We start from the raw sequence: 21,235 nt of genomic DNA, 5'->3' as shown, positions 1-21,235 counted from the left end.
TATAGACAAAAACCTTCAGCACTTCGCGGGTAGGCGCGAGACTGAAGGTTACAAAGAACAGCATTAGCCAAGCAAGCTGCGCTTAGTATGAATGAGGGAACAGGGCAAAATTAATTTATTTCTGCGATTGCAGGCTTAGCCAGCGGCAGCGTAATTTGTACCTCCGTGCCTTCGCCATGTCGACTAACGATATGTAGTGTACCATGATGGGCCTCAATAATTCTGGAGCTGATCATCAGCCCAAGGCCCGTGCCTTTTTCTTTTGTCGTAATAAAGGGCTGTCCAATTTTCCCAATAATAGAGTCGGTCATCCCGATCCCCTCATCGCGGATGGTCAAGCAAACGCTGTCAGGAACGTTTGAGCGAATGGCAATCGTAACGCGGCCGCCATCAGGCATCGCTTCGATCGCATTTTTGATGACATTAATGAATACCTGCTTGAGCTGATTGGCATCCGCATGAATCATCATTAGGCTGTCTTCCACCTGCGTCTCAATATCCACATTCGTCATAATCGCCTGTGTTTCCAGCACCGAAATAACGCCGCGCAAAATATGTACCAAATTCTCATCGTTGAATCTGGTAAAATGCGGCTTCGCTAAAGTCATAAACTCGTTGACGATTAAGTTAATTCGATCCAGCTCATTGGACATAATATCGAGATATGAGCCATAACCTTCGTTTTTGGTTTTCAGCAATTGCGTAAAGCCCTTGAGCGCCGTTAGCGGATTGCGAATTTCATGGGCAACGCCCGCAGCAAGCTGACCGATAACAGAAAGCTTCTCGGAGCGCACCAGCATATCCTCAGATCGCTTGCGATCGGTTAAATCCCGGATTACCGTTAAAATAACCCGTTTTCCCATATAGTTATTAATGCGAATGCTCGACATTTCAACATCTATCGTTTGCCCATCTCTGCATATAATTTGCCGCTCCTCAAACTGGCTCGGCTCCTCCTCGAACATAAAGAGGTCCATCTTTCTCAGCGATTCCTCATGATAGTCAGGATGAATATATTCAAATATCGAATGCCCGATCACTTCGTTTTTGTCATCGGCCGCAACGAGCTTGATTGCCGAATTGTTGGCGTAAATAATAATCCCGTGATCGCTTAGCACAATCGGCTCTGGCAGCAGCTTCATGACACGCTGGTACATCTCGGCGCTTTCCCGCAAGGAACGCTCAAGCGCAACCGATGAGGTCACATCCTTGGCTGAGCCCAGCATCGCCGTTCTGCCTTTGTACATAATGAGCGAGAGATTGACCTCCAAATAAACGAAGCCGCCATCCTTCTTCTTGCCGCGTACGGTAACGGTATAGCGTGGCTCACGCTTTTTGATCAAAATTTCCGCTACCTGCCGCTTAATGGTGAACAGCTCAATCGCATCAATGTAGTCAGCGGTTTTCAGCGTAACAAATTCCTCTCTCGTGTAGCCGAGCATGGCCGACATATAGGAGTTAATATATACAATTTTGCGATCCTGCCTGACAAAAACGCCGGCTAGCACATTTTGCGTCAGATGGCTGTAAAGCTGCTCCGTCTCCCGAAGCGCCTTCTCGGTATGCTTTCGTTTCGTAATATCCCGCTCAATGGCCACGATTCCGGTTATCTTGCCGCTGCTGTCTCGAACAGCCGACAGGGTAATGCTCACATGCAGATGCTTGCCGTTCTTGCATAGCTTGGGGTATTCCGCTGCGGCTACCTTCTTGCCCTCAATCACCTGATCGTATAGCCTGGCAAACTCCTTATACAGATGAGCTGGACCGACGGGAAGCTTCCTGCCTACCAGCTCCTCCTTCGTCCAGCCGTACATCTGTTCAAAAGCTGGATTGACATCCAGCACGATGCGCTGCAAATCGACAATAACAATACCATCTGTTGTCTCTTCCCAAATGGAGTTCATATAGGTATGATACAAGTCCGCACTTACATAGTCGCTCATCCGAACCCTCCACTTTCAGCCCTATTCCGTCCTCATAATTTGTAAATTCAACATTGGTTGTTAACTTCCCTGCTAGTACATCTAGATTTATTGGAAAATAAATATATTCCTCCCTGTAATACGTTTACTCTTTTATAAAAAATTAGAAAGACGTGATAGGTTTCACGACACGTATTATGCTGCTTGACGGGCAGCCTTACGAGCAGCACTGCGTGTGTAAAGCAGCGAACTGACGACCGTGCCCAGCACAATAACGGACATGCCCCATAAAATATGATTGAAGGCCTCTGATTTCGCCAGCTGTGCCTGCCATACGATGGCGCTGCCTATCAAAGCGGCAGTCAATGCGCCGCTGAAAAACTGGGCAAGCTGGAACAATCCCATTCCCGCTCCAATTTCCTTTTGCGGCAGCAGCCTCGACATCTCATTGGATACGCTGCTCGTTAAGGCAGAGAAACTTACACTAAGCAGCATATAGATAATGAGAATCGCCCAATACGAATGCACCGCGCTAAAAGCAAGGGCGAGCGAGGCGATGAGCAGGCCGATCGGCGCCAGACGAATAAAGAAACGATTGCCAAGGCGGTCAATCGTACTGCCGATGTATCTTGAGGCAACCATCGTCGCCAGTGAGCCTGGGAATACGATCAAGCCGGACTGGGCAGGTGTTAAATGATACACGCCAGCAAGCACCTGTGGAACGAGAAATAACGCGGCGAAGTTGTTCATGTATGAGGTAACGCCCAACATGCCGAGCAGCATGTAAGGCTTATTGCGGAACAGATCCGGCTGAACGAATGGATCGTTAGCCTTGTGGATTCGCCACCAGAATAAGGCTACTGCGACAATACCAATGATTAAGGCGATCAGGCTTCTGCTAGTCAACGCAAGCAGGAGTCCCGTCGTTCCGATGCCGATGAGCAAAGCTCCCGCTACATCGAACGTGCCGCTTTTGCGGCTTTCGGCCGGAATCATTTTGTAGAACATGGGAATGAGCACAATCATAATAGCCGTAACTGCAAATAAATAATGCCAGCCCAAATATTCGACGATCACACCGCCGATAACCGGCCCCAGACCAAGCCCAAGTGACGTTGCCGACATAATAAGCGCCATTGCCCGGCCGCGGCGGTCAGCGGGAATAAACCGTGTAACGAGTACGATGCCAAGCGCGGCAATCGCTCCTGCTCCGGTTGCTTGAATAAGACGTGCCGCCATAAGCAATATAAAGCTATTGCTGAAAAATCCAATAATCGAAGCCACGCTAAGGGAAGAAAGCGCAATGAGAAACAATAGCTTCATCGGTATAAAATCGGAAAGCCTGCTGTACGTAATGGAAGCAATCGCGAACATAATGGAATAACCGGTTACGATCCATGAGGTCGCAATCGCCGTGAGGGAAAATTGCTTCTCCACATCCGGCAGCGCCAGATTAAACATCATTGTATTCATTACGACCAGCGTTAAAGCAAAGCTAAGTATTAAAATGACCAGACCTTCTTTTTTCAGGCCTGCTTCTCCGTTATTCATGCTGCTTCAAAACTCCTCATCCACTGCTTTATTTTTTATATATAGTAACATTTACGTAGTTGGTTATGCTATTTATTTTTTTCGAATGTAGGAAGATGGAAAAAGAGAAGCAACGACCGGAGCCGAGGATCGCCCTCTGCTTCGGTCGTTGCTTTAGTTTAAGCCCATTTACTGCTGTCCATCGATACCCGCTTCACCTGCGCTTTACTTACACCTTAGCGTACATCAGCTCGACGAGCGTACGCACCATAACGCCTGTGCCGCCTTTCGGCTCCAGCACCTTCGCCGACTCGCGGAACGACACGCCCGCAATATCGAGATGAACCCAAGGGAGCTCCTCAGCGAAAGCGCCAATGAACAATCCGCCGGTAATGGTACCCGCTTCACGGCCGCCGCTGTTTTTCAAATCGGCCGCTTCACTCCGAATTTGCTTCTTATATTCCGGATAGGCCGGAAGCTGCCATACGCGCTCGCCTGCCCGCTCAGATGCTTCGCGCACCTGCTGCATCAGCCCATCATGGTTCGTCACTGCTCCCGTCGCTTGTGAGCCGAGCGCCACCGATACCGCGCCTGTCAGCGTCGCGACATCCACCAGCTTCGTTGCTCCACGGCGAATGGCCGTCGTGAGCCCATCTCCAAGCACCAGCCGGCCTTCGGCATCGGTATTCACCACTTCCACCGTCAGGCCGTTCATCATCGTAATGACATCGCCCGGTTTAAGCGCGCGATCCGAAGGCATATTTTCCGCCGATGGAATGACCGCAATAATGTTTACTGCCGGCTTGAGCTCGCCAATCGCCTGCATAGCGCCAAGCACGGCCGCTGCGCCGCCCATATCGGCAATCATTTCCTCCATGCCAGGCGCCCGCTTGAGCGAAATGCCGCCAGTATCAAAGGTGATGCCTTTTCCAATTAGGCCCCAAGTTGCCTGATCGCCTGGCGCACCCTTATAATGCAGCACAATCATGCGTGGCGGGTTGATGCTGCCTTGGCCAACGCCAAGCAAGCCGCCCATGCCCTGCTCGGCTGCCGTCCACTCGTCGATAATCTCAATGTCAAAATCATACTGCCGGGCAAGCTCCTCGGCATACGCAGCAAGTCCTTCCGGCACGAGCTTATTGCCCGCTATATTCGTCAAATCACGGGCGCTGATTACGCCATCGGCACAGGCAACGCCGCGTGTAATTCCTGCGATCCATTGCTCGCTGAAATCAGAAGCAGCACCTTGCGCTTCAGTCCCAGCAATGGAGAAATACACTTTACCGATTGCATAACGCGTCTTCGCTTCACGTTTCTCTGGCAGGCGGTCATGCACCGCCAGCTTCAGCCCTTCAGTCAGCGCCTGAGCCGCTTGCTGCTGGGAAAGTCCTTCCGCTTTCACCGCTGACAGCGGCAGCACCACATGCACCGACTGCGCTTTTATGCGCTTCAATGCTCTTGCCGCCGTTGCCGCTGCAACACGCAAGCCGTCTGCGCCAGATTGCTCCTCATAGCCGACCGCTATTACATGCTCGGCAGCAGGATACAAGCTAAGCGTCTGCATGACATGAGCTTGCTCCGCCTCTCCCTTGAACAGCCCTTTGGCAAACAGGCTGCGAATAGCCTGATCAATTTGCGGCAGCAGCCATTCGGCTGAAGGATCGCTAAGCTCACGCGCGCTAATGAAACGAACGACTGCATCTATTGGTTCAGCACCTGGCGTTCCGTATGTAAATAATGTACTCATGGTCAATCATTCCTCTCCTTTTGGCGCCTCCCGCCATAAAGATGAAAAAAAAATCGGGGGGCATACCCCCGATTCTAATCATTTATTCCGCTAATGGCAAATAAATAATGAATGATGTGCCGCTGCCTACGACGCTTTCGACGCGAATAGAGCCCCCATGATTGCGGATAATCCGGTAACTGACGGATAAGCCAAGGCCTGTCCCTTCTTCCTTGGTCGTAAAAAAAGGATCAAACAATCGAGTCAGCGTTGCCTTATCCATGCCTTTCCCGTTATCCTTCATCGTAATCTCCACATAAGAACCATCGGCTCTCGTTGACAGCTCAATAATACCGATATCATCGCTTTTCCGTTCCGCTACCGCATCGAGCGAATTTTTCACAATGTTGAGAATGACCTGCTTAATCTGCTTCATGTCGATCGAAGCGATGAGCGCATATTCATCCCCTTCGAGCTGCAGCTCGATCTGACAATTGCGCATAAGCGCCTCGCTCTCCGTAAGCAGCGCAACTTCTTTAAGTAGTAAATTAATAGAAAACGCTTTCTTTAATGGAGCTGATGGCTTGGACGAGTTCAGAAACTCATAAATAATATCATTGGCACGATCGATTTCGGCTAAAATAATTCGGGCATATTCCTCTTTGCCCATTTGCAGCAAATACGGGCGCAGCAGCTGGATAAAACCGCGTATCGACGTCAGCGGATTGCGAATTTCATGTGCGATGGCAGCCGCAATTCGACCAAGCATGGCTAGCTTGTCATTTTGCAAAGCCGTTTGCTCAATCTGCTTATACTCCGACACATCTTTGACGCTGAATAGAAAATCACCTTCAAGCTGATCGCCGTAGGTGACCGTTACGAGTAAATGATTGCCATCCCTATCCTGAAACTCATAATTCCGCATGCGCCGAAGCAGCATTTCCTTGTACAGTCGTAAAACCATTTTCCGGGTATACCGGCTTAGCTGCGGATGCCGCAAAATTTCAGGCAAATTGCAGCCCACCAGCGTTTTGCGGGGAATGTCTAGATGCTTCGCCATTTGCAAATTAATGAATGTCAAGATGCCTTCACTGTCAAATAATGCGATGCCGCTGTCCATATGCTGCAGCACATTTTCATACTTATTTTTGACCATTTCAAATGAACGATTGGAACGTAGCAGCATTTCCCTCATTTCCGTAAACTTCTGATCATTGGTTTGATTCGCCAGCAAATGAGAACGATAAGCAACCATAAATTCGATTAAAAAAATGAACGAACGATTGTACAATTTGACTGCTTCTTCCGAGTCCACATTCGATACTAATGTCTGCATGCAATCCTCATGGATCGCAATGACATCATCAAGTTGAATTCCCGTTAACTCTTTGCCTAGCTCTGCTGCTTGATAAAGAGAACTTTCCTTATCACTTCGTATGTATTCGGCAAGTGCCGGGAAATAACGCTTTCGCATCATCTGCATCCTCTACTCCCCCCCGGCAGCATCAATGGACAACGCTAATTCAAGCTATACTCATCATAGATTTTGGATGTCCTTCATGTCAATGAGAATATTTGTCGAAAAATGGTATTTTTGCAATGATTTGGACGAATCCTAAGCAGACCTCTGCCAGCTGTATGTATTTTCCACGTTTGTTCGATAGCTAAAACGTTTTTGGTCGTCCCAAATGGTCGTCCCTTTATTTTCCCCGCTGTTCTTCTTGCAATTGTCCTTGTCTTTATTTTTGCCCGTATCCCTGTCTTTAATATCTTTATGGCTATTGTTTCTGTCATCGTTTTTATTTTTACCGTTGTTTTTATCTTTACTTCCATCTTTGTTTACCTGGTTGTTTTCGTGCTTATCCTTGTTTTTATGTTTGTTTTTGTCTTTATCCTTATCTTTGTTCTTATCTTTGTCTTTATTCTTATCTTTTTCATTGTCTTTGTTGTTATCCTTATCCTTAACTTTGTCTTTCTCATTATCCTTGCCATGCTGTCCGTTTTTTTCGTTATCCTTCTGTTTGGCTGGTGTCTCCTTGACAGCTGCCCCAGCAGTCGGCTTAGGCTTCGGTGTAGCTGTCTCTGCTGGCTTCGAAGAAGCCTCAGCGTTCGTCACTGAGCTTACAAGAACAGGCGTGGGAGTTGGAGTAGCTGCTGGTTCAGCAGAAGCGCTATCCACAACCGGTACGGAGGAGGATTGCACCGCCTCTTGCTTTGTCTCCGCCTCAAGCAAGCTTCTCAGGCTTTCTTTGGTCGTTTTATCAGCATGCTTCACAATCGTTTTTACACCGCCAAGCGGCTCGGCTATCATGCTGATGGAATGCTGCTGGAAGTTTTCCAGCTCAAGAGCATAACCTTCATCCTTGGCCATCAAATAAACCGCCATCTTGCCGGAGGACAAGCCGTATGCCTCCGCCGCATCCCGCAGCTCTACCGGGGCGGACAGCGTCAGAATTTCTACAGCCGCCTGCATATGCCCTTCCGCGACCATATCTGTCAAAGCCTTATTAAGCTTAGTCGAAAATAACACATCCATCTGCGGATCATCACCGCCAACGACTACGCTCGTAACTACAATATCCTGCACCTTATCGTCAAAATAGTGCATGCCCGCAATTTTTTGCATAATAGCCGTTGTAACCAGCGCAAGCGATTTATTTTTGTAGGACACTCCGGCGATGACCTGCTTGCCCGCCTCATTGAACGCATGAAGCTCCTGCACCTGCTCACGGCTGTCAATGCCGATTTCAATGCTTGGATTGATGTCCATGCTGAAATAGGCCACTACGGGATGTTTGCCGCTCTGAACATACAGCAGCACAGGCAAAATAAGCAGCACGATAGCCGCAGCCACTCCGGATCTCCACAGCAGCGCTTTGGGTCTCCTGCGCCTTGCCCTCTCCTCCTGCTGGATCACAATTTCATCGCCAACCTGAACGTTGCGAGGAAGCTCGGTATTGATGAATCTGCCATCCGCCGTCAGCACAACTGCCCTATTCTTTTGTATCTGCATTACGACGCCACGGTTCATCATTCTGCCTCCTTGCTCGCTTCTCGCTGCCAATCGTCCAGATCCAGGTAATCTCTCAAAAACGGGTACGTTCCCCTTAAAATACATGCAATGGCAATCATATATTTGCGATTGCGTTCAATCGTCTTGCGGGACAAGCCGCTCGCCTCCGTCAATGCTTTGACCGGCAGCTTGCCCGTCAGCTTTAATTGGCCAAACATTGCGGCATCCTCCGCTAATATTGCTGCTGTACGCATCAGCATTTTGCGTGAATCCGCGTGCTTGGGTGAAGCTTCGACCAGCTCGGCGAACGATACGCCGTATTTCAGCAGCTCCTGATTAAATTCGCCCATCTCCAGCCGGCGCTCATCCGCCGTACTGTTCAGCTCATAAGCGGCCAGCGCCTGCTTCAGCTCAACAGGATTGTAAAGCTGCTCCTCATCGTCTAAACGCTCGAACGTGCTATATGGAACTGACGATAGATGCCGCTGCTCACGGCGCACATAGTCAATTAGACGGCGTCTGATGACCGTCTCGGCAAAACCGAGAAAGGACTTGCCAGACTCCGGCGAAAATTGGCTAATGGCCTCGTTAAAGGCGATTAAGGCCACGCTATATTCATCATCCCTGCTCGCATTAACATAACGTTTGCAGAAGCGGCTTGTCACTTTTGCAATGTATGGCTTATAGCTTGCAATAAACCGCTCCCGCAGCAGCGCGTCTCCTTGCTGAATTTGCAGAACCGTCTGCTCCGGCGTCAGGGATGGCTTTGTTTTCGTATTTTTTAATAATGGTTCCTTCGTGTTCGCTTCTACGGTGTCGGTGGGCACGGTTTTCCGCAAGAAACGCTTGAATAATACAAGTAGCAACCGTTCCACCTCTCATTCATAGTTTTCGGTCAATCTGTGTTGCTTGAGGGGGTAGGCCCCGAAATTTATGAGAAAAATGAAAAAGCCCCCAAACGGAGGCCACATTTCATAAAATGATTCATTTTAGACTGATGTTCGCCGCTCTTTAAGCTTATTGCGCCGACTGCTTAATATAGCCAGACGCTTCTTTAATTCACCTTGCCATGCGATGTCGTCAATTTGTTTCGCAAAGCTGAGCAAATCAAGCGATATGTCAATTTGACTCAGTACGACGTCCATCGGATCTTCGCTTTCATGATTCACGCAATTTTCCCGCAGTGCCTTGCCTTCTTGCTCCACATACTCCTGAAAATCAACCTCAGCGGCGCCGTCTCCATGTGCGTATTCAGCCAATATTTCATACTCATTTTCTACCAAGTGGTGAATTTCCACACGGTTACATACCGGGCAGAACAAAATAGGCACGTTATGGATATGTGTCCGAAAATGCTTTAATGTCCCTTTGGTACCAATCATACTAGCTCCACAACAAAAACTCATCGACGACGACCTCCTTAGCTGTTGCCAGTTCGCAGCAAGCACGTTTCGTTTGACATAAACTTATTCGCTTTACACCTGTACAATTCCTGCTTTTTGCGAAATAGAAAAGCCCATGCCAATATTTGGCACGGGCTCTTCGTCTCAGGCTTCTGCTAATGAGAAGTCGATTTGGATTAAACAGACAGCGTTTGCTGACCTGGCTTCCAGTTCATTGGGCAAAGTCCGCCGGATTGCAAAGCTTGCAATACGCGAAGCGTTTCGTCTACGCTGCGGCCAACATCGTTATGGTTAACGACTTGGTATTTAACTTCGCCTTCTGGATCGATGATGAACAGGCCGCGAAGCGCGATGCCTTCTTCTTCAATCAGAACGCCATAATCTTTAGCGATTTTCTTCGTGATATCAGCAGCAAGAGGGAACTCAAGCTTGCCAAGACCATTATCGTTAACGGATGTATTAATCCATGCTTTGTGGCTGTGCTGGCTGTCTACGCTCACACCAAGAATTTCAGTGTTAAGCTTCTTGAACTCAGCAGCAGCAAGGCTCAAAGCTGTAATTTCAGTTGGGCAAACAAAAGTGAAGTCAAGTGGATAGAAGAACAATACCAACCATTTGCCTTTGTAGTCTGCAAGGGATGCTTTGCCGAAACCGGAACCATCACCGATTGCTGTTTCTGCTGTGAAATCTGGAGCTGGGTAACCTACCAAACGTTCTGCCATAATTTGAAATCCTCCTTGAGTTTTAATGATGAGCATGTATCGATGCATTAGCATCGGTGAATATCGCTATCTATTGATAAATATTATCACTAGATTATATTGAAGTCAAGATTGTATTCAATATTTTTTTATAATTATTATAATTAAGCTTTTTTCAGCGCTGCAATGATCAAATCGCCCATTGCCGTTGTGCCAATCGCTTTGCTCTTGTCAACCGCGATATCGCCTGTGCGGTGTCCTGCATCCAGCACTTCTTTAACAGCATCCTCAATCGCTTTCGCTGCATCGTGGTAGCCGAAAGTCAGACGGAACATCAATGCAACCGAAAGAATTGTTGCGATTGGGTTCGAAATGCCTTGTCCAGCAATGTCAGGTGCGGAACCGTGTACCGGCTCGTAAAGGCCGAAGCTGCCTTCGCCGAGCGAAGCGGAGGAAAGCATGCCGATGGAACCTGTCAGCATGGCTGCTTCATCGCTCAAAATATCGCCAAACATGTTTTCCGTTACGATAACGTCAAAGCTAGATGGACGGCGCAGCAATTGCATTGCGCAGTTGTCTACAAGCACATGCTCCAGCTCAACCTCTGGGTATTCAGGAGCGATCCGGTTAACCACTTCGCGCCACAGACGGGAAGTTTCCAGCACGTTTGCTTTATCAACGGAAGCCAGACGCTTGCTGCGAGTCATCGCAATGTCAAACGCTTGGCGAACGATACGCTCAATCTCTTGTACATTGTATACGCAAGTATCAACCGCTTCTTCGCCGCCTGCTCCTTCACGACGGAATTTTTCGCCGAAGTAGATGCCGCCTGTCAGCTCGCGCACAACGATCAGGTCAGTGCCTTCCAGCACTTCTGGCTTAAGCGTGGAAGCCTCTTTCAAGCAGTCAAATACAGTTGCCGGACGAATGTTGGAGAACAGGCCCAGCGCCTTGCGAATGCCGAGAAGGCCAGTCTCAGGACGAAGCTCCTTCGAGTTGTTGTCCCATTTCGGGCCGCCAACAGCGCCGAGCAATACAGCGTCAGCATTTCTACAAAGATCAAGCGTCTCCTGCGGCAATGGCGTTCCTTTTTCATCAATGGCAATTCCGCCGAACAGGCCGTGCTCGGTTTCGAACTGATAGCCATAAAGCTCTTCTACTTTTTTCAATACTTTAAGCGCTTCGCCTACAACCTCTGGACCAATACCGTCGCCGGCAACTACTGCAATTTTTTTAACTTCTGACATTGTTGTGTAACACTCCTTATTTTTGAGCTCGGATGAGCTATTCTCATTCTGTTATCATTTGTACCATATTTCAGAGCCGAAAACAAAGATATAAAATCTATGGTCTTTATAGGCAATGCTTATAAAGGCTATTGGACACGCATATCGCTCATAGCAAAATCAAATAAAGGAGGAGCTTCCGCTCCCCCTAAGCTAACTAAATCAAGCTCATTTTATCGCGACGGCTTGGCGATTTGCGTTTCTCAATGAGTCGGTTGAGCGCGTCGATGTAGGCACGTGCACTCGCTTCCAAAATATCGGTGCTAAGGCCGCGGCCCTGCGCAGATACTTCGTTTTGGTTCAGTACAACATGCACCTCGCCAAGTGCATCCTTGCCTTGGGATACCGATTTGATCGAATAATCCTCAAGCTCCACAGCTTCCGCAGTCACTTTGTCGATCGCATTGTAAATCGCGTCAACCGAGCCATTGCCTTCCGCTGTTCCTTCGCTAACGCTTCCATCCGCTTGGCGGATAATAACCGAAGCGCTAGGCGTCGATTGGTTGCCGTAGCTCACTTGAATCGTCTCAAGCGTAAATACTTCCGGCGTATCAATGAGCTTTTCTTCCAAAAATGCACGAATATCTTCGTCGGTGACATTCTTTTTGCGGTCAGCCAAGTCTTTGAACTTGGCGAAGGCCACGTTCACCGCTTCTTCATCCAGCTCATAGCCCATATCAATCAGCTTCTCGCGGAATGCGTGACGGCCAGAGTGCTTGCCGAGTACGAGCGAGGACTCTCTTAGGCCGATTGTATCCGGCGAGATGATTTCATACGTTGTTTTTTCCTTGAGCATGCCGTCCTGATGAATGCCGGACTCATGCGCGAAGGCATTGGCGCCTACAATCGCTTTGTTGCCTGGTACAACCATGCCCGTCAGCTTGCTCACCAAGCGGCTCGTCTTGGCAATTTCTTTCAGGTTCAGCGTCGTCGTCGCGCCAAAATAATCGGCACGCGTTGCAAGCGCAAGGGCAATTTCCTCGATTGCGGTATTTCCGGCGCGTTCGCCGATACCATTAATCGTACCCTCTACTTGATCGGCGCCATTAAGTATAGCAGACAGTGCATTGGCTGTTGCCATGCCCAGATCATCATGGCAATGCGCGCTGAGCTGGATCGTCTCGATGTTCGGAACGTTTTGCTTCAGCGTTTTGAAGATGTTGCCGAATTCCTGCGGATTCAAATAACCGACGGTATCCGGAATATTAACGACTGTCGCTCCCGCGCGAATCGCCATATCCGTTACTTCGCAAAGGAAATCAAGCTCTGTGCGCCCAGCATCTTCAGGCGAGAATTCGACTTTATCAAAATATTTCTTCGCATAACGAATAGCGCGCTCTGCTGTTTCCAGCACTTGCTCCTTCTCCATCCGCAGCTTGTGCTTGCGGTGAATCGGGCTTGTCGCCAGGAATAGATGGATGCACGGGTCCTGCGCGCCTTTAAGCGCTTCACGTACCGCGTCAATATCCTGCTCGCGCGAGCGCGACAGGCCGATAATCGTTGCATTTTTGACAGCTGTCGCTACCGCATTAACCGCTGCCAAATCACCGGGCGATGCCGCAGGAAAACCAGCTTCAATCCGGTCAACGCCCAGCTTTTCCAGTTGGAGCGCGATTTCCACCTTTTCCTTCGTGTTCAGGTTGACGCCTGGAGACTGCTCCCCATCACGCAATGTTGTGTCAAAAATATAAATTTTACGCATTTTCCTTGCACCTCCGGGAACAGAATGATCCCGGTACGCACGGACAGCCCTGAGACTGCGCCTGCGCGCAGCTCCTCCGCCGGTGAACCGGGATTATGTCTTCATCGCTTCATGCTATGGGGGCGCATCTTCGCAAGGTTAAACACCTATTTGAAGATACGCCCAAGTTAAAAAATATTATTTCTTGATCCAGTGCATAAGCTCACGAAGCTGTTTGCCTGTTTGCTCGATTGGATGAGCTGCCTCGTTGCGACGAGTAGCGTTCATCATTGCTTGTCCTGATTTGTTTTCCAGGATGAAATCGCGAGCGAAACGGCCGGATTGGATATCTTCCAATACGCGCTTCATTTCTTTTTTCGTTTCAGCTGTTACAATGCGAGGACCCGTTACATAGTCGCCGTATTCAGCTGTGTTGGAGATGGAATCGCGCATCGAGGAGATGCCGCCTTCATACATCATGTCAACGATAAGCTTCAGCTCGTGCAAGCACTCGAAGTAAGCCATTTCCGGAGCGTAGCCAGCTTCAACAAGCGTTTCAAAACCAGCTTGTACAAGTGCGGATGCGCCGCCGCAAAGAACAGCTTGCTCACCGAAAAGATCTGTTTCTGTTTCTTCTTTGAAAGTTGTTTCGATAACGCCTGCACGTGTACAGCCGATACCTTTAGCATAAGCAAGACCGATTGCTTTTGCATTGCCGGAAGCATCTTGCTCGATTGCGATCAAGCCCGGTACGCCAAAGCCTTCTTCATACGTACGGCGAACCATGTGGCCTGGCGATTTAGGAGCAACCAGGAATACGTCTGTATCTTTGCTCGGCTTGATTTGGCCGAAGTGAATGTTGAAGCCGTGGGAGAACATCAGAGCCGCGCCTTTTTTCAGGTTCGGTGCGATTTCCTCGTTGTATACTTGTGCTTGTGTTTCGTCAGGCAGCAGGATTTGAACAAGGTCTGCTACTTTAGTTGCTTCAGCAACGGTCAATACTTCGAAACCGTCTTTTTTTGCTGTGTCAGCGGATTTACCCGGACGTAGGCCGATGATAACTTTAAGTCCGCTGTCGCGAAGGTTTTGCGCTTGTGCGTGACCTTGGCTACCGTAACCGATTACTGCGATCGTTTTACCTTGAAGTACGCTTTGATCAGCGTCTTTTTCATAATACAATGTAACTGCCATGTGAATAATTGCCTCCTTTATTTTGACCCTTTTGAACGGGTGTTTAAGTAGAGAATGACGCGACTAGCCGCGGTTCTCCGCTTAAACTCCCGCTCAAAGCGGGGTGAATCCCTATTTTTCAGTAAAGCTTGCGTTCAAGCGTTAGCGGCTATTGCCGCGGTTCAGCGCCGTTACACCGGTGCGGGACAGCTCGCGAATGCCGTAAGGCTTCAGCAATTCAACCATTGCATCAATCTTCTCGGTATCGCCAACAACCTGTACCATAACGGAATGAGTGCCAATATCCACAACTGCTGCGCGGAATGTTTCGACTACGCCGAAAATTTCCGGACGCGTCGCAGGCTCGGCGCTTACCTTAATAAGCGCCAGCTCGCGAGCAACAATAGGGTTAGAGCTAAGATGAATGACTTTGATAACATCAATAAGCTTATAAAGCTGCTTCGTAATTTGCTCAAGCGTCTGCTCATCGCCAGATGTGACGATGACCATGCGGGACAGGCCAACCTCTTCGCTCGTACCCACTGTGATGCTCTCAATATTGAAGCCGCGGCGGCCGAACAAACCGGACACACGCTGCAAAACGCCAGGCTGGTCGTTAACGATTACTGCGATTGTATGTTTAATCATTCCGCATCCCCCATGATCATTTCGTCGATCGTGCTACCTTGTGCGACCATCGGGTATACATTTTCTTCTTTGCGAACGACAAACTCCACAACGGCAGGACCAGGGTGACGCAGTGCCTCTTCCCATACTGCTTTTGCTTCTTCCTTGTTTGTCGCGCGGAAGCCTTTCACACCATACGCTTCCGCCAGCTTCACAAAGTCCGGGCTGCCCGAAAGGTCAATGTGGCTGTAGCGATTATCGTAAATCAGCTCCTGCCACTGGCGCACCATTCCCAGCACCTGATTGTTCAAAATAACAACCTTGACTGGGATCTTGTTGATTGCACAAATCGCCAGCTCCTGCGCACACATCTGCATGCCGCCATCGCCATTGATTGAAATAACAAGGCGGTCTGGGTTCGCCATCTGAGCACCGATTGCCGAAGGGAAACCAAAGCCCATTGTTCCAAGGCCGCCGGAGGTTACCCATGAACGCGGCTTGTTGAACTTGTAAAACTGTGCTGCCCACATTTGATGCTGGCCAACGTCCGTTGTTACAATAGCATCGCCGTTCGTCGTCTCGTGCAGCATTTCCACGACCCATTGCGGCTTCAGCTCATCTTCCGAATCCTTGTATCTGAACGGATATTGTGTTTTCGAAGCCAGCAGCTCAGCACGCCATGCATCCGCTTTGTCAGCACGCTTAGCCTGCAAATTCGCGATTTGCAGCACTGTCTTCACATCGCCTACAATCGGAATATCGGTTGGCACGTTTTTGCCGATTTCGGCAGGGTCGATATCGATATGAATGATCTTCGCATGCGGCGCAAACCCAGACAGCTTGCCCGTTACTCGGTCATCAAAACGAGCGCCGATATTAATCAGCAAATCGGCCTTCTGAATCGATTTGTTCGCTGTATAGGTGCCGTGCATACCTGGCATGCCGAGGAACAAGTCATCTCCGCTTGGGAACGCCCCTAGGCCAAGCAGCGTTGTCGTAATCGGAATATCGGTTTTCTTCACAAACTCATGCAGCTCTTCATGCCCGCCGGAGTAAATAACGCCGCCGCCTGCAAGGATAAGCGGACGCTCCGCTTCCGTGATCGCTTTAATCATTTTGTCCACCTGCAGCTTGTTCGGCGATACAGTTGGGCTATAACCGCGAATGCTGACATCCGTTACCGGCTTGAACAACGTCTTGTTAGCTGAAATGTCTTTCGGTATATCAATAAGAACAGGTCCTTTGCGTCCTGTATTAGCAATATGGAAAGCTTCATGAATAATACGGGCCAGATCATCTACATCCCGTACCAGATAGCTGTGCTTCGTAATCGGCATCGTAATGCCTGTAATATCAGCTTCCTGGAACGCATCGGTTCCAATCAGGCTCGATATGACGTTACCAGTAATGACAACCAACGGAACCGAATCCATATAAGCGGTAGCAATACCCGTTACCAGGTTGGTGGCGCCAGGGCCCGAGGTAGCAATACAAACCCCTACCTTGCCGCTTGCGCGAGCATAACCATCGGCTGCGTGGATTGCACCTTGTTCATGGCGGGTAAGCACGTGGTTGAAATCAGAGAAACCGTGCATCGCATCGTAAATGTACAACACTGCGCCACCCGGATACCCGAATACGCAATCGACGCCTTCCAGCACCAAGCTGCGAAGTAAAATTTCAGAACCCGTAATTACTTCTGGCTGCCTCAGCTTCTCCATTAATTCTTCTTTTGACTTCAGTGTTGCATTTTGCGTGACCATCGGTCATCCTCCTCTCGAAAACAACAAAAAAACCTTTCGCTCCTCCTGCTTCTAGAAGAAGCATCGAGGGACGAAAGGTTTAACTTCCGTGGTACCACCCAAATTCGTTACACATCTTGCGATGTATAACCTCCACAGGTAAGAACGTGTGCGCACTGACCGTCCATACCTTTAGCACTGTAACGCGTGCCCTGCGATTTTCCCTAATAACCACTTGACGTGCTTTTCAGGAAAACAGCTCCGAGGTGAGCTCGTAGAAAAGGGGTTTTGGCGATGGTTGCAGCTGATCCATCCGCTCTCTGAGCAAAAGAGCCCTTAACACTTCGTCCTCATCATTGCTGATGACATATGTTTGAATAAGACTTTCTTTATTATAAGCTGACATCATTCGTTAGTCAAGAAGAAACCGTAACAGCATATTAGCGAAAATAGGGCGCACGGCACAGCCCCGCTTCATATATTAGAATAGCCACCCTTCGGCAAACTCATGCAGTCAGGAATGATCTTAATGATACGAGAGCGCAACGCCCGAACCGATGATGAAGAAATCATCAGACTCATCAAATCAGAGCTTATGCCATTATCATGGACGACTCATCAACATGACGCCACAGTCATACGCGAGCTGCCTCTGCGCCTTCGCCGCGGCGTAACCTATGTTGCAGCAGCAGGAAAAACAGCTGTGCCCTATGGCTTTATCCATTTTGAAACGGTGGGCGACATTCTGATGTTTTCCATGCTTGCCGTGCATCCCCAGCATCGCAACCGCCATTGCGGCACAAAGCTGATGGCAGCAGCCGAAGCTCATGGCATGGCAGCTTCCTGTACGATGGGACGCCTGTTCGTTGATCAAATCAACGATAAGGCCCGTCATTTTTATACGAAGCTCGGATATCAGACCATTCGATATTATCCCGAGCTTCGCTGCTACGAAATGATCAAAGAGCTTGCTTAATACTGAAAACAGCAGCCCTCTTCCACTTAATACTTAGTAGTAGCCACCATAGTTGTAGCCTTGGTTCGGACAGCATTGGCCGCCGCCGTAACCGCCACCATAGCCACCTCCGTAACCACCGCCATATCCTCCACCGTAGCCGCCGCCAAAGCCGCCACCGAAGCCCGCTCCGAAGAATGGAAGTGTGCCGATTGCCAGCAAATCAAACAGAACTAGAGGCAGCAGCGCCTTTGTTTTGACCGACTTGCCCTTGTCTTTGCCAATTGGCGCAAGCGTCAGCTTGTTGCCCTGGATGCGAACGAGCTTGCCCGTAACGACAGAGCCGTCCTTGCGTACTGCATAGATGGATTTGCCCGCGAGCTTACGCGCCTGCTCTTTGGTAATGTTACCCATGCAAAATCCCTCCTTTCCCGTTGTTCTTTAGTTTATTCAGGAAAGAAGCAGCCGCCTGTTTGTTTGTCCTCTGCCGCCGGAATTAGACGTTTAAATGTACACACCCCCAATCGAAGCAAGGAACGAATAAGCTTTATAAATCATAATGAGGCTGCCCCCTAAGGGACAGCCTCATCTATAACGCTTCAGTTACTAAGCGTTGATTTTTTGTTTAGCCACGCCAGCAAGGGAGTTGAACGAAGCGAGATCGTTAACAGCCAGGTCAGCAAGGATTTTGCGGTTTACTTCAACGCCAGCAAGCTTCAAACCGTACATGAATTTGCTGTATGACAGTCCGTTAATACGAGCTGCTGCATTGATACGAACGATCCACAGTCTGCGGATGTCACGTTTTTTGTTGCGACGGTCGCGGTAAGCATACATCAAGGACTTGCCTACTTGCTCCTTCGCTGTTTTAAACAGGCGATGCTTCGAGCCGAAATAACCTTTTGCCAGTTTCAAAATTCTTTTGCGACGACGAGTGCGGACAAATCCGCCTTTAACTCTTGCCATGAGTGTTGACCTCCTGAAAGTTTCTAATTAGTATTTATTGCAAAACGTGCTTATTTAAGATTGTTAAGACCTTGTTGCAGGCGTTTAACGTCGCCAGCAGCCATCAGTGGTTGACCAGCAAGAACGCGCTTCTGGCGTCCGGATTTGTGGGAAAGCAAGTGGTTTTTGTAAGCTTTATAACGCTTTACTTTACCAGTACCCGTAATTTTGAAACGGTCTTTCAGACTGCTGTGTGTTTTCATTTTAGGCATGTCAATTATCCTCCCTTAAATTAAGTGTTGCTTTTTGGTGCCAAAATCATAATCATGCTCCGGCCTTCCAGCTTAGGAGCGCGTTCTACGCTGCATATTTCGGCAACCTCTTGAGCGAGACGATCCAAGATCTTTTGACCAAGCGACGCGTGCGCAATTTCACGACCACGGAACCGGACAGAAGCTTTAACTTTATCGCCTTCACCCAAAAATTTCACAACATTGCGATATTTCGTTTGATAATCGTGCTCATCGATGTTTGCACGGAACCAAACTTCCTTAAGATCAACGATCTTTTGGTTTTTCCGAGCTTCTTTTTCTTTCTTTTGCTGCTCATAGCGGAATTTTCCGTAATCCATAATCCGGCATACCGGCGGTTTAGCCGTCGGTGCTACGTTCACCAGATCCAGGCTTAAGTCTATGGCCATTTGCAAGGCATCACGAATGGGTTTAATACCGATTTGCTCGCCTTCCGCACCAACTAAACGTACTTCTCTGGCCCGGATTTCATCATTGATTTGATGTTCTCTGCTAATAACGTGCCACCTCCAAAAGAGTATACTTGCATAATAAAAGGGATACAGGCTCAATTGAACCCGCATCCCATAACCGTTGTTTGCTGCTGTTCCCTTCATCTCACAAGGAGACACAAAAGATAAGCTTAGTCGATTATCGCAAACCGGTCAGCGCGAGCCGAAAGGTGAGAAGCGGGTGCTTCTGCTTGTGCGTTACAGTATTTCATCATTTGTTTCCTAAACACTACCGACTTACTATATCACAGCCGAAAGTGCAGTGTCAACACTTTTAAAGTCATATTGTGACCCTCTTACATAAATCCGGTTTTAAAGCTGCTTGCTCTGAACTTCCTCAAGCCGGATGACGCGGGTATGCTGCGTATGGCTCCACTTCTTGTTGTTTTGCGTAAAGAAGGCATGAACCGTAATTGGCCACCACGACAGGGTGAAAAGCAAGAACGTCGGAATGCGCAGGTACAGCTTCCAGTTTACTTTGGCCAAGTACATAGACAGCGGAATTTGAATGAAAATGTAAAGCATATACGGGATGGACACCCAAATCGGCAGCATATTGTAAACGGATGTTACCCGCTCTCCTCCCGAAAGGAAGATATCGCCCCAAATGATAGCGGCTATAAAGAAGCCCGCGAGATAATTGTAAGCATTAAAGACATACAAAGCAGCGTCAATCTTCGTCCAGCTGCGATCCTTGATGCCCTGCCACAGCAGCGGCAGCATATGCTTGCGCGTTACATCAAAGTGGCCTTGCATCCAGCGCAGGCGCTGACGGGCAGAAGCTTGGAACGTAATCGGCTTCTCGTCGAATACTTTAGCTTCAAAGTTGAATTTCGGGTAAATGCCGCGCTTAATACAGCGAACGGTAAATTCCAAATCCTCAACAAGGCTCGTAGCTCCCCAGCCCATTTCCTGCAGCAGCTTGGAATCAAACACCATGCCCGTACCGCCGAGAAAGTTCGCAAGCCCTAGATTCGTACGCGGCAGCTGCCATAGACGGTTACAGAACCAGTAGTTGATGGCATTAGCCGAGCTGACCCAAGAGTCATTCGGGTTTTTCGTATCCAGATAACCTTGTACAACCTGGAAGCCGTTGCACAGATCATTGTTCATATATTGCAGGAAGTCCGTTGCCACGAGATTGTCAGCATCGAAAATCGCAACGCCATCATAGCTGCGTGGCATTTGCCACAGTTCTTTAAGCATCCATTCCACCGCGAAGCCTTTACCGCGTTGGGTCGGATTTTCTCTAACGCAGGCGTATACGCCGTCATAGCTTTTTACAACGTCGACGGTTCCGTCCGTGCAGTTGTCGCAGATGACGAAAATATCGTACAACTCGCGCGGGTATTTCATTTTTTGCAAATTCTCGATTAAGGCTCCAACTACTTGCTCTTCGTTATGAGCGGCGATTAACAAAGCGAAAGACTTTTGCGGCTTATGCGACAAATCCTCTTTTCTGCGATGCCATCCGAAAAACGTCAGAAACAATTGATACAGGCCAAGCATTGCAAATAAAATTTGCACAACAAACATAATTGAATTGAACATTTAGGTACTGCCCCCTTGAGACCCCTTTTTTTGATTTGCCAAATTGAGTGGCGCAGCCGACCAAGCATACGTTCATCGTTCAGGCGGTTATTTTATATCTCTCTTGTTTACGGGCGCTTTTCTGAAAGCGTCCCTGACCTTACTTGATTCTCCACACATTGCTTCCTTTTGTCAAAAGCTC

At 48.8% G+C, this 21,235-nt stretch carries 19 protein-coding genes; 1 reads left to right on the top strand and 18 read right to left on the bottom strand.

The window, feature by feature from the left end; genetic code table 11:
- Positions 1-110: 110 nt before the first annotated feature.
- From AC50YG_RS16345 to ilvB, 13 genes are all read right to left on the bottom strand, one after another.
- Positions 111-1,943, bottom strand: coding sequence for a PAS domain S-box protein (locus AC50YG_RS16345; protein WP_473760630.1), 1,833 nt, complete (start codon positions 1,941-1,943; stop codon positions 111-113).
- 174 nt (positions 1,944-2,117) lie between these two features.
- The gene (locus tag AC50YG_RS16340) at positions 2,118-3,473 is read right to left on the bottom strand and encodes an MFS transporter (protein WP_473760631.1); all 1,356 of its coding nucleotides are present in this window, start codon (positions 3,471-3,473) and stop codon (positions 2,118-2,120) included.
- Positions 3,474-3,681: 208 nt separating this feature from the next.
- A complete protein-coding gene (locus AC50YG_RS16335) occupies positions 3,682-5,199 on the bottom strand; it encodes a leucyl aminopeptidase (RefSeq protein WP_494828063.1) in 1,518 nt (505 codons plus the stop codon).
- 82 nt (positions 5,200-5,281) lie between these two features.
- Positions 5,282-6,661 carry an ATP-binding protein gene (locus AC50YG_RS16330; RefSeq protein WP_494828062.1) on the bottom strand — a complete coding sequence of 460 codons (1,380 nt, stop codon included), beginning with the start codon at positions 6,659-6,661 and terminating at the stop codon, positions 5,282-5,284.
- A gap of 132 nt (positions 6,662-6,793) precedes the next feature.
- Positions 6,794-8,209, bottom strand: coding sequence for an anti-sigma-I factor RsgI family protein (locus AC50YG_RS16325; protein WP_494828061.1), 1,416 nt, complete (start codon positions 8,207-8,209; stop codon positions 6,794-6,796).
- Complete coding sequence (gene sigI / locus AC50YG_RS16320; RefSeq protein ID WP_494828060.1) at positions 8,209-9,057, bottom strand: RNA polymerase sigma factor SigI; 849 nt, start codon at positions 9,055-9,057, stop codon at positions 8,209-8,211. Before sigI ends, AC50YG_RS16325 begins: the two co-directional genes overlap by 1 nt.
- A 123-nt stretch (positions 9,058-9,180) precedes the next feature.
- On the bottom strand, positions 9,181-9,597 hold the full coding sequence (locus AC50YG_RS16315; protein ID WP_341278931.1) for a hypothetical protein: 417 nt from the start codon (positions 9,595-9,597) through the stop codon (positions 9,181-9,183).
- Between the two features lie 173 nt (positions 9,598-9,770).
- Entirely contained in the window at positions 9,771-10,316 is a 546-nt protein-coding gene (locus AC50YG_RS16310) for a peroxiredoxin (RefSeq protein WP_046232972.1), read from the bottom strand.
- A 143-nt stretch (positions 10,317-10,459) separates the two neighbouring features.
- Positions 10,460-11,542, bottom strand: coding sequence for a 3-isopropylmalate dehydrogenase (leuB, locus tag AC50YG_RS16305; RefSeq protein ID WP_341278932.1), 1,083 nt, complete (start codon positions 11,540-11,542; stop codon positions 10,460-10,462).
- 196 nt (positions 11,543-11,738) lie between these two features.
- A complete protein-coding gene (locus AC50YG_RS16300) occupies positions 11,739-13,283 on the bottom strand; it encodes a 2-isopropylmalate synthase (RefSeq protein ID WP_494828059.1) in 1,545 nt (514 codons plus the stop codon).
- A gap of 177 nt (positions 13,284-13,460) precedes the next feature.
- Positions 13,461-14,453: a ketol-acid reductoisomerase gene (gene ilvC, locus AC50YG_RS16295; protein WP_473760641.1), complete on the bottom strand. Its 993-nt coding sequence runs from the start codon at positions 14,451-14,453 to the stop codon at positions 13,461-13,463.
- 141 nt (positions 14,454-14,594) lie between these two features.
- On the bottom strand, positions 14,595-15,080 hold the full coding sequence (gene ilvN, locus AC50YG_RS16290) for an acetolactate synthase small subunit (RefSeq protein WP_341278935.1): 486 nt from the start codon (positions 15,078-15,080) through the stop codon (positions 14,595-14,597).
- Positions 15,077-16,822: a biosynthetic-type acetolactate synthase large subunit gene (gene ilvB / locus AC50YG_RS16285; protein WP_494828058.1), complete on the bottom strand. Its 1,746-nt coding sequence runs from the start codon at positions 16,820-16,822 to the stop codon at positions 15,077-15,079. Before ilvB ends, ilvN begins: the two co-directional genes overlap by 4 nt.
- A gap of 508 nt (positions 16,823-17,330) precedes the next feature.
- Here ilvB and AC50YG_RS16280 point away from each other — a divergent pair.
- Positions 17,331-17,777: a GNAT family N-acetyltransferase gene (locus AC50YG_RS16280; protein WP_494828057.1), complete on the top strand. Its 447-nt coding sequence runs from the start codon at positions 17,331-17,333 to the stop codon at positions 17,775-17,777.
- 33 nt (positions 17,778-17,810) lie between these two features.
- Here AC50YG_RS16280 and AC50YG_RS16275 read toward each other — a convergent pair whose 3' ends face one another.
- From AC50YG_RS16275 to AC50YG_RS16255, 5 genes are all read right to left on the bottom strand, one after another.
- Complete coding sequence (locus AC50YG_RS16275; protein WP_473760647.1) at positions 17,811-18,170, bottom strand: hypothetical protein; 360 nt, start codon at positions 18,168-18,170, stop codon at positions 17,811-17,813.
- Positions 18,171-18,362: 192 nt separating this feature from the next.
- The gene (rplT, locus tag AC50YG_RS16270; RefSeq protein WP_338552495.1) at positions 18,363-18,722 is read right to left on the bottom strand and encodes a 50S ribosomal protein L20; all 360 of its coding nucleotides are present in this window, start codon (positions 18,720-18,722) and stop codon (positions 18,363-18,365) included.
- Positions 18,723-18,772: 50 nt separating this feature from the next.
- Positions 18,773-18,973 carry a 50S ribosomal protein L35 gene (gene rpmI, locus AC50YG_RS16265; protein WP_046232963.1) on the bottom strand — a complete coding sequence of 67 codons (201 nt, stop codon included), beginning with the start codon at positions 18,971-18,973 and terminating at the stop codon, positions 18,773-18,775.
- 20 nt (positions 18,974-18,993) lie between these two features.
- A complete protein-coding gene (gene infC / locus AC50YG_RS16260) occupies positions 18,994-19,575 on the bottom strand; it encodes a translation initiation factor IF-3 (RefSeq protein WP_341283046.1) in 582 nt (193 codons plus the stop codon).
- 240 nt (positions 19,576-19,815) lie between these two features.
- Positions 19,816-21,054, bottom strand: a complete 1,239-nt coding sequence (locus tag AC50YG_RS16255; RefSeq protein WP_341278939.1) for a glycosyltransferase family 2 protein — start codon at positions 21,052-21,054, stop codon at positions 19,816-19,818.
- Positions 21,055-21,235: the final 181 nt, after the last annotated feature.

The organism is Paenibacillus sp. J31R34 (assembly GCF_059383715.1).
The sequence above is the reverse complement of the archived record's forward strand: the minus strand, read 5'-3'. Positions and strand labels throughout refer to the sequence as shown.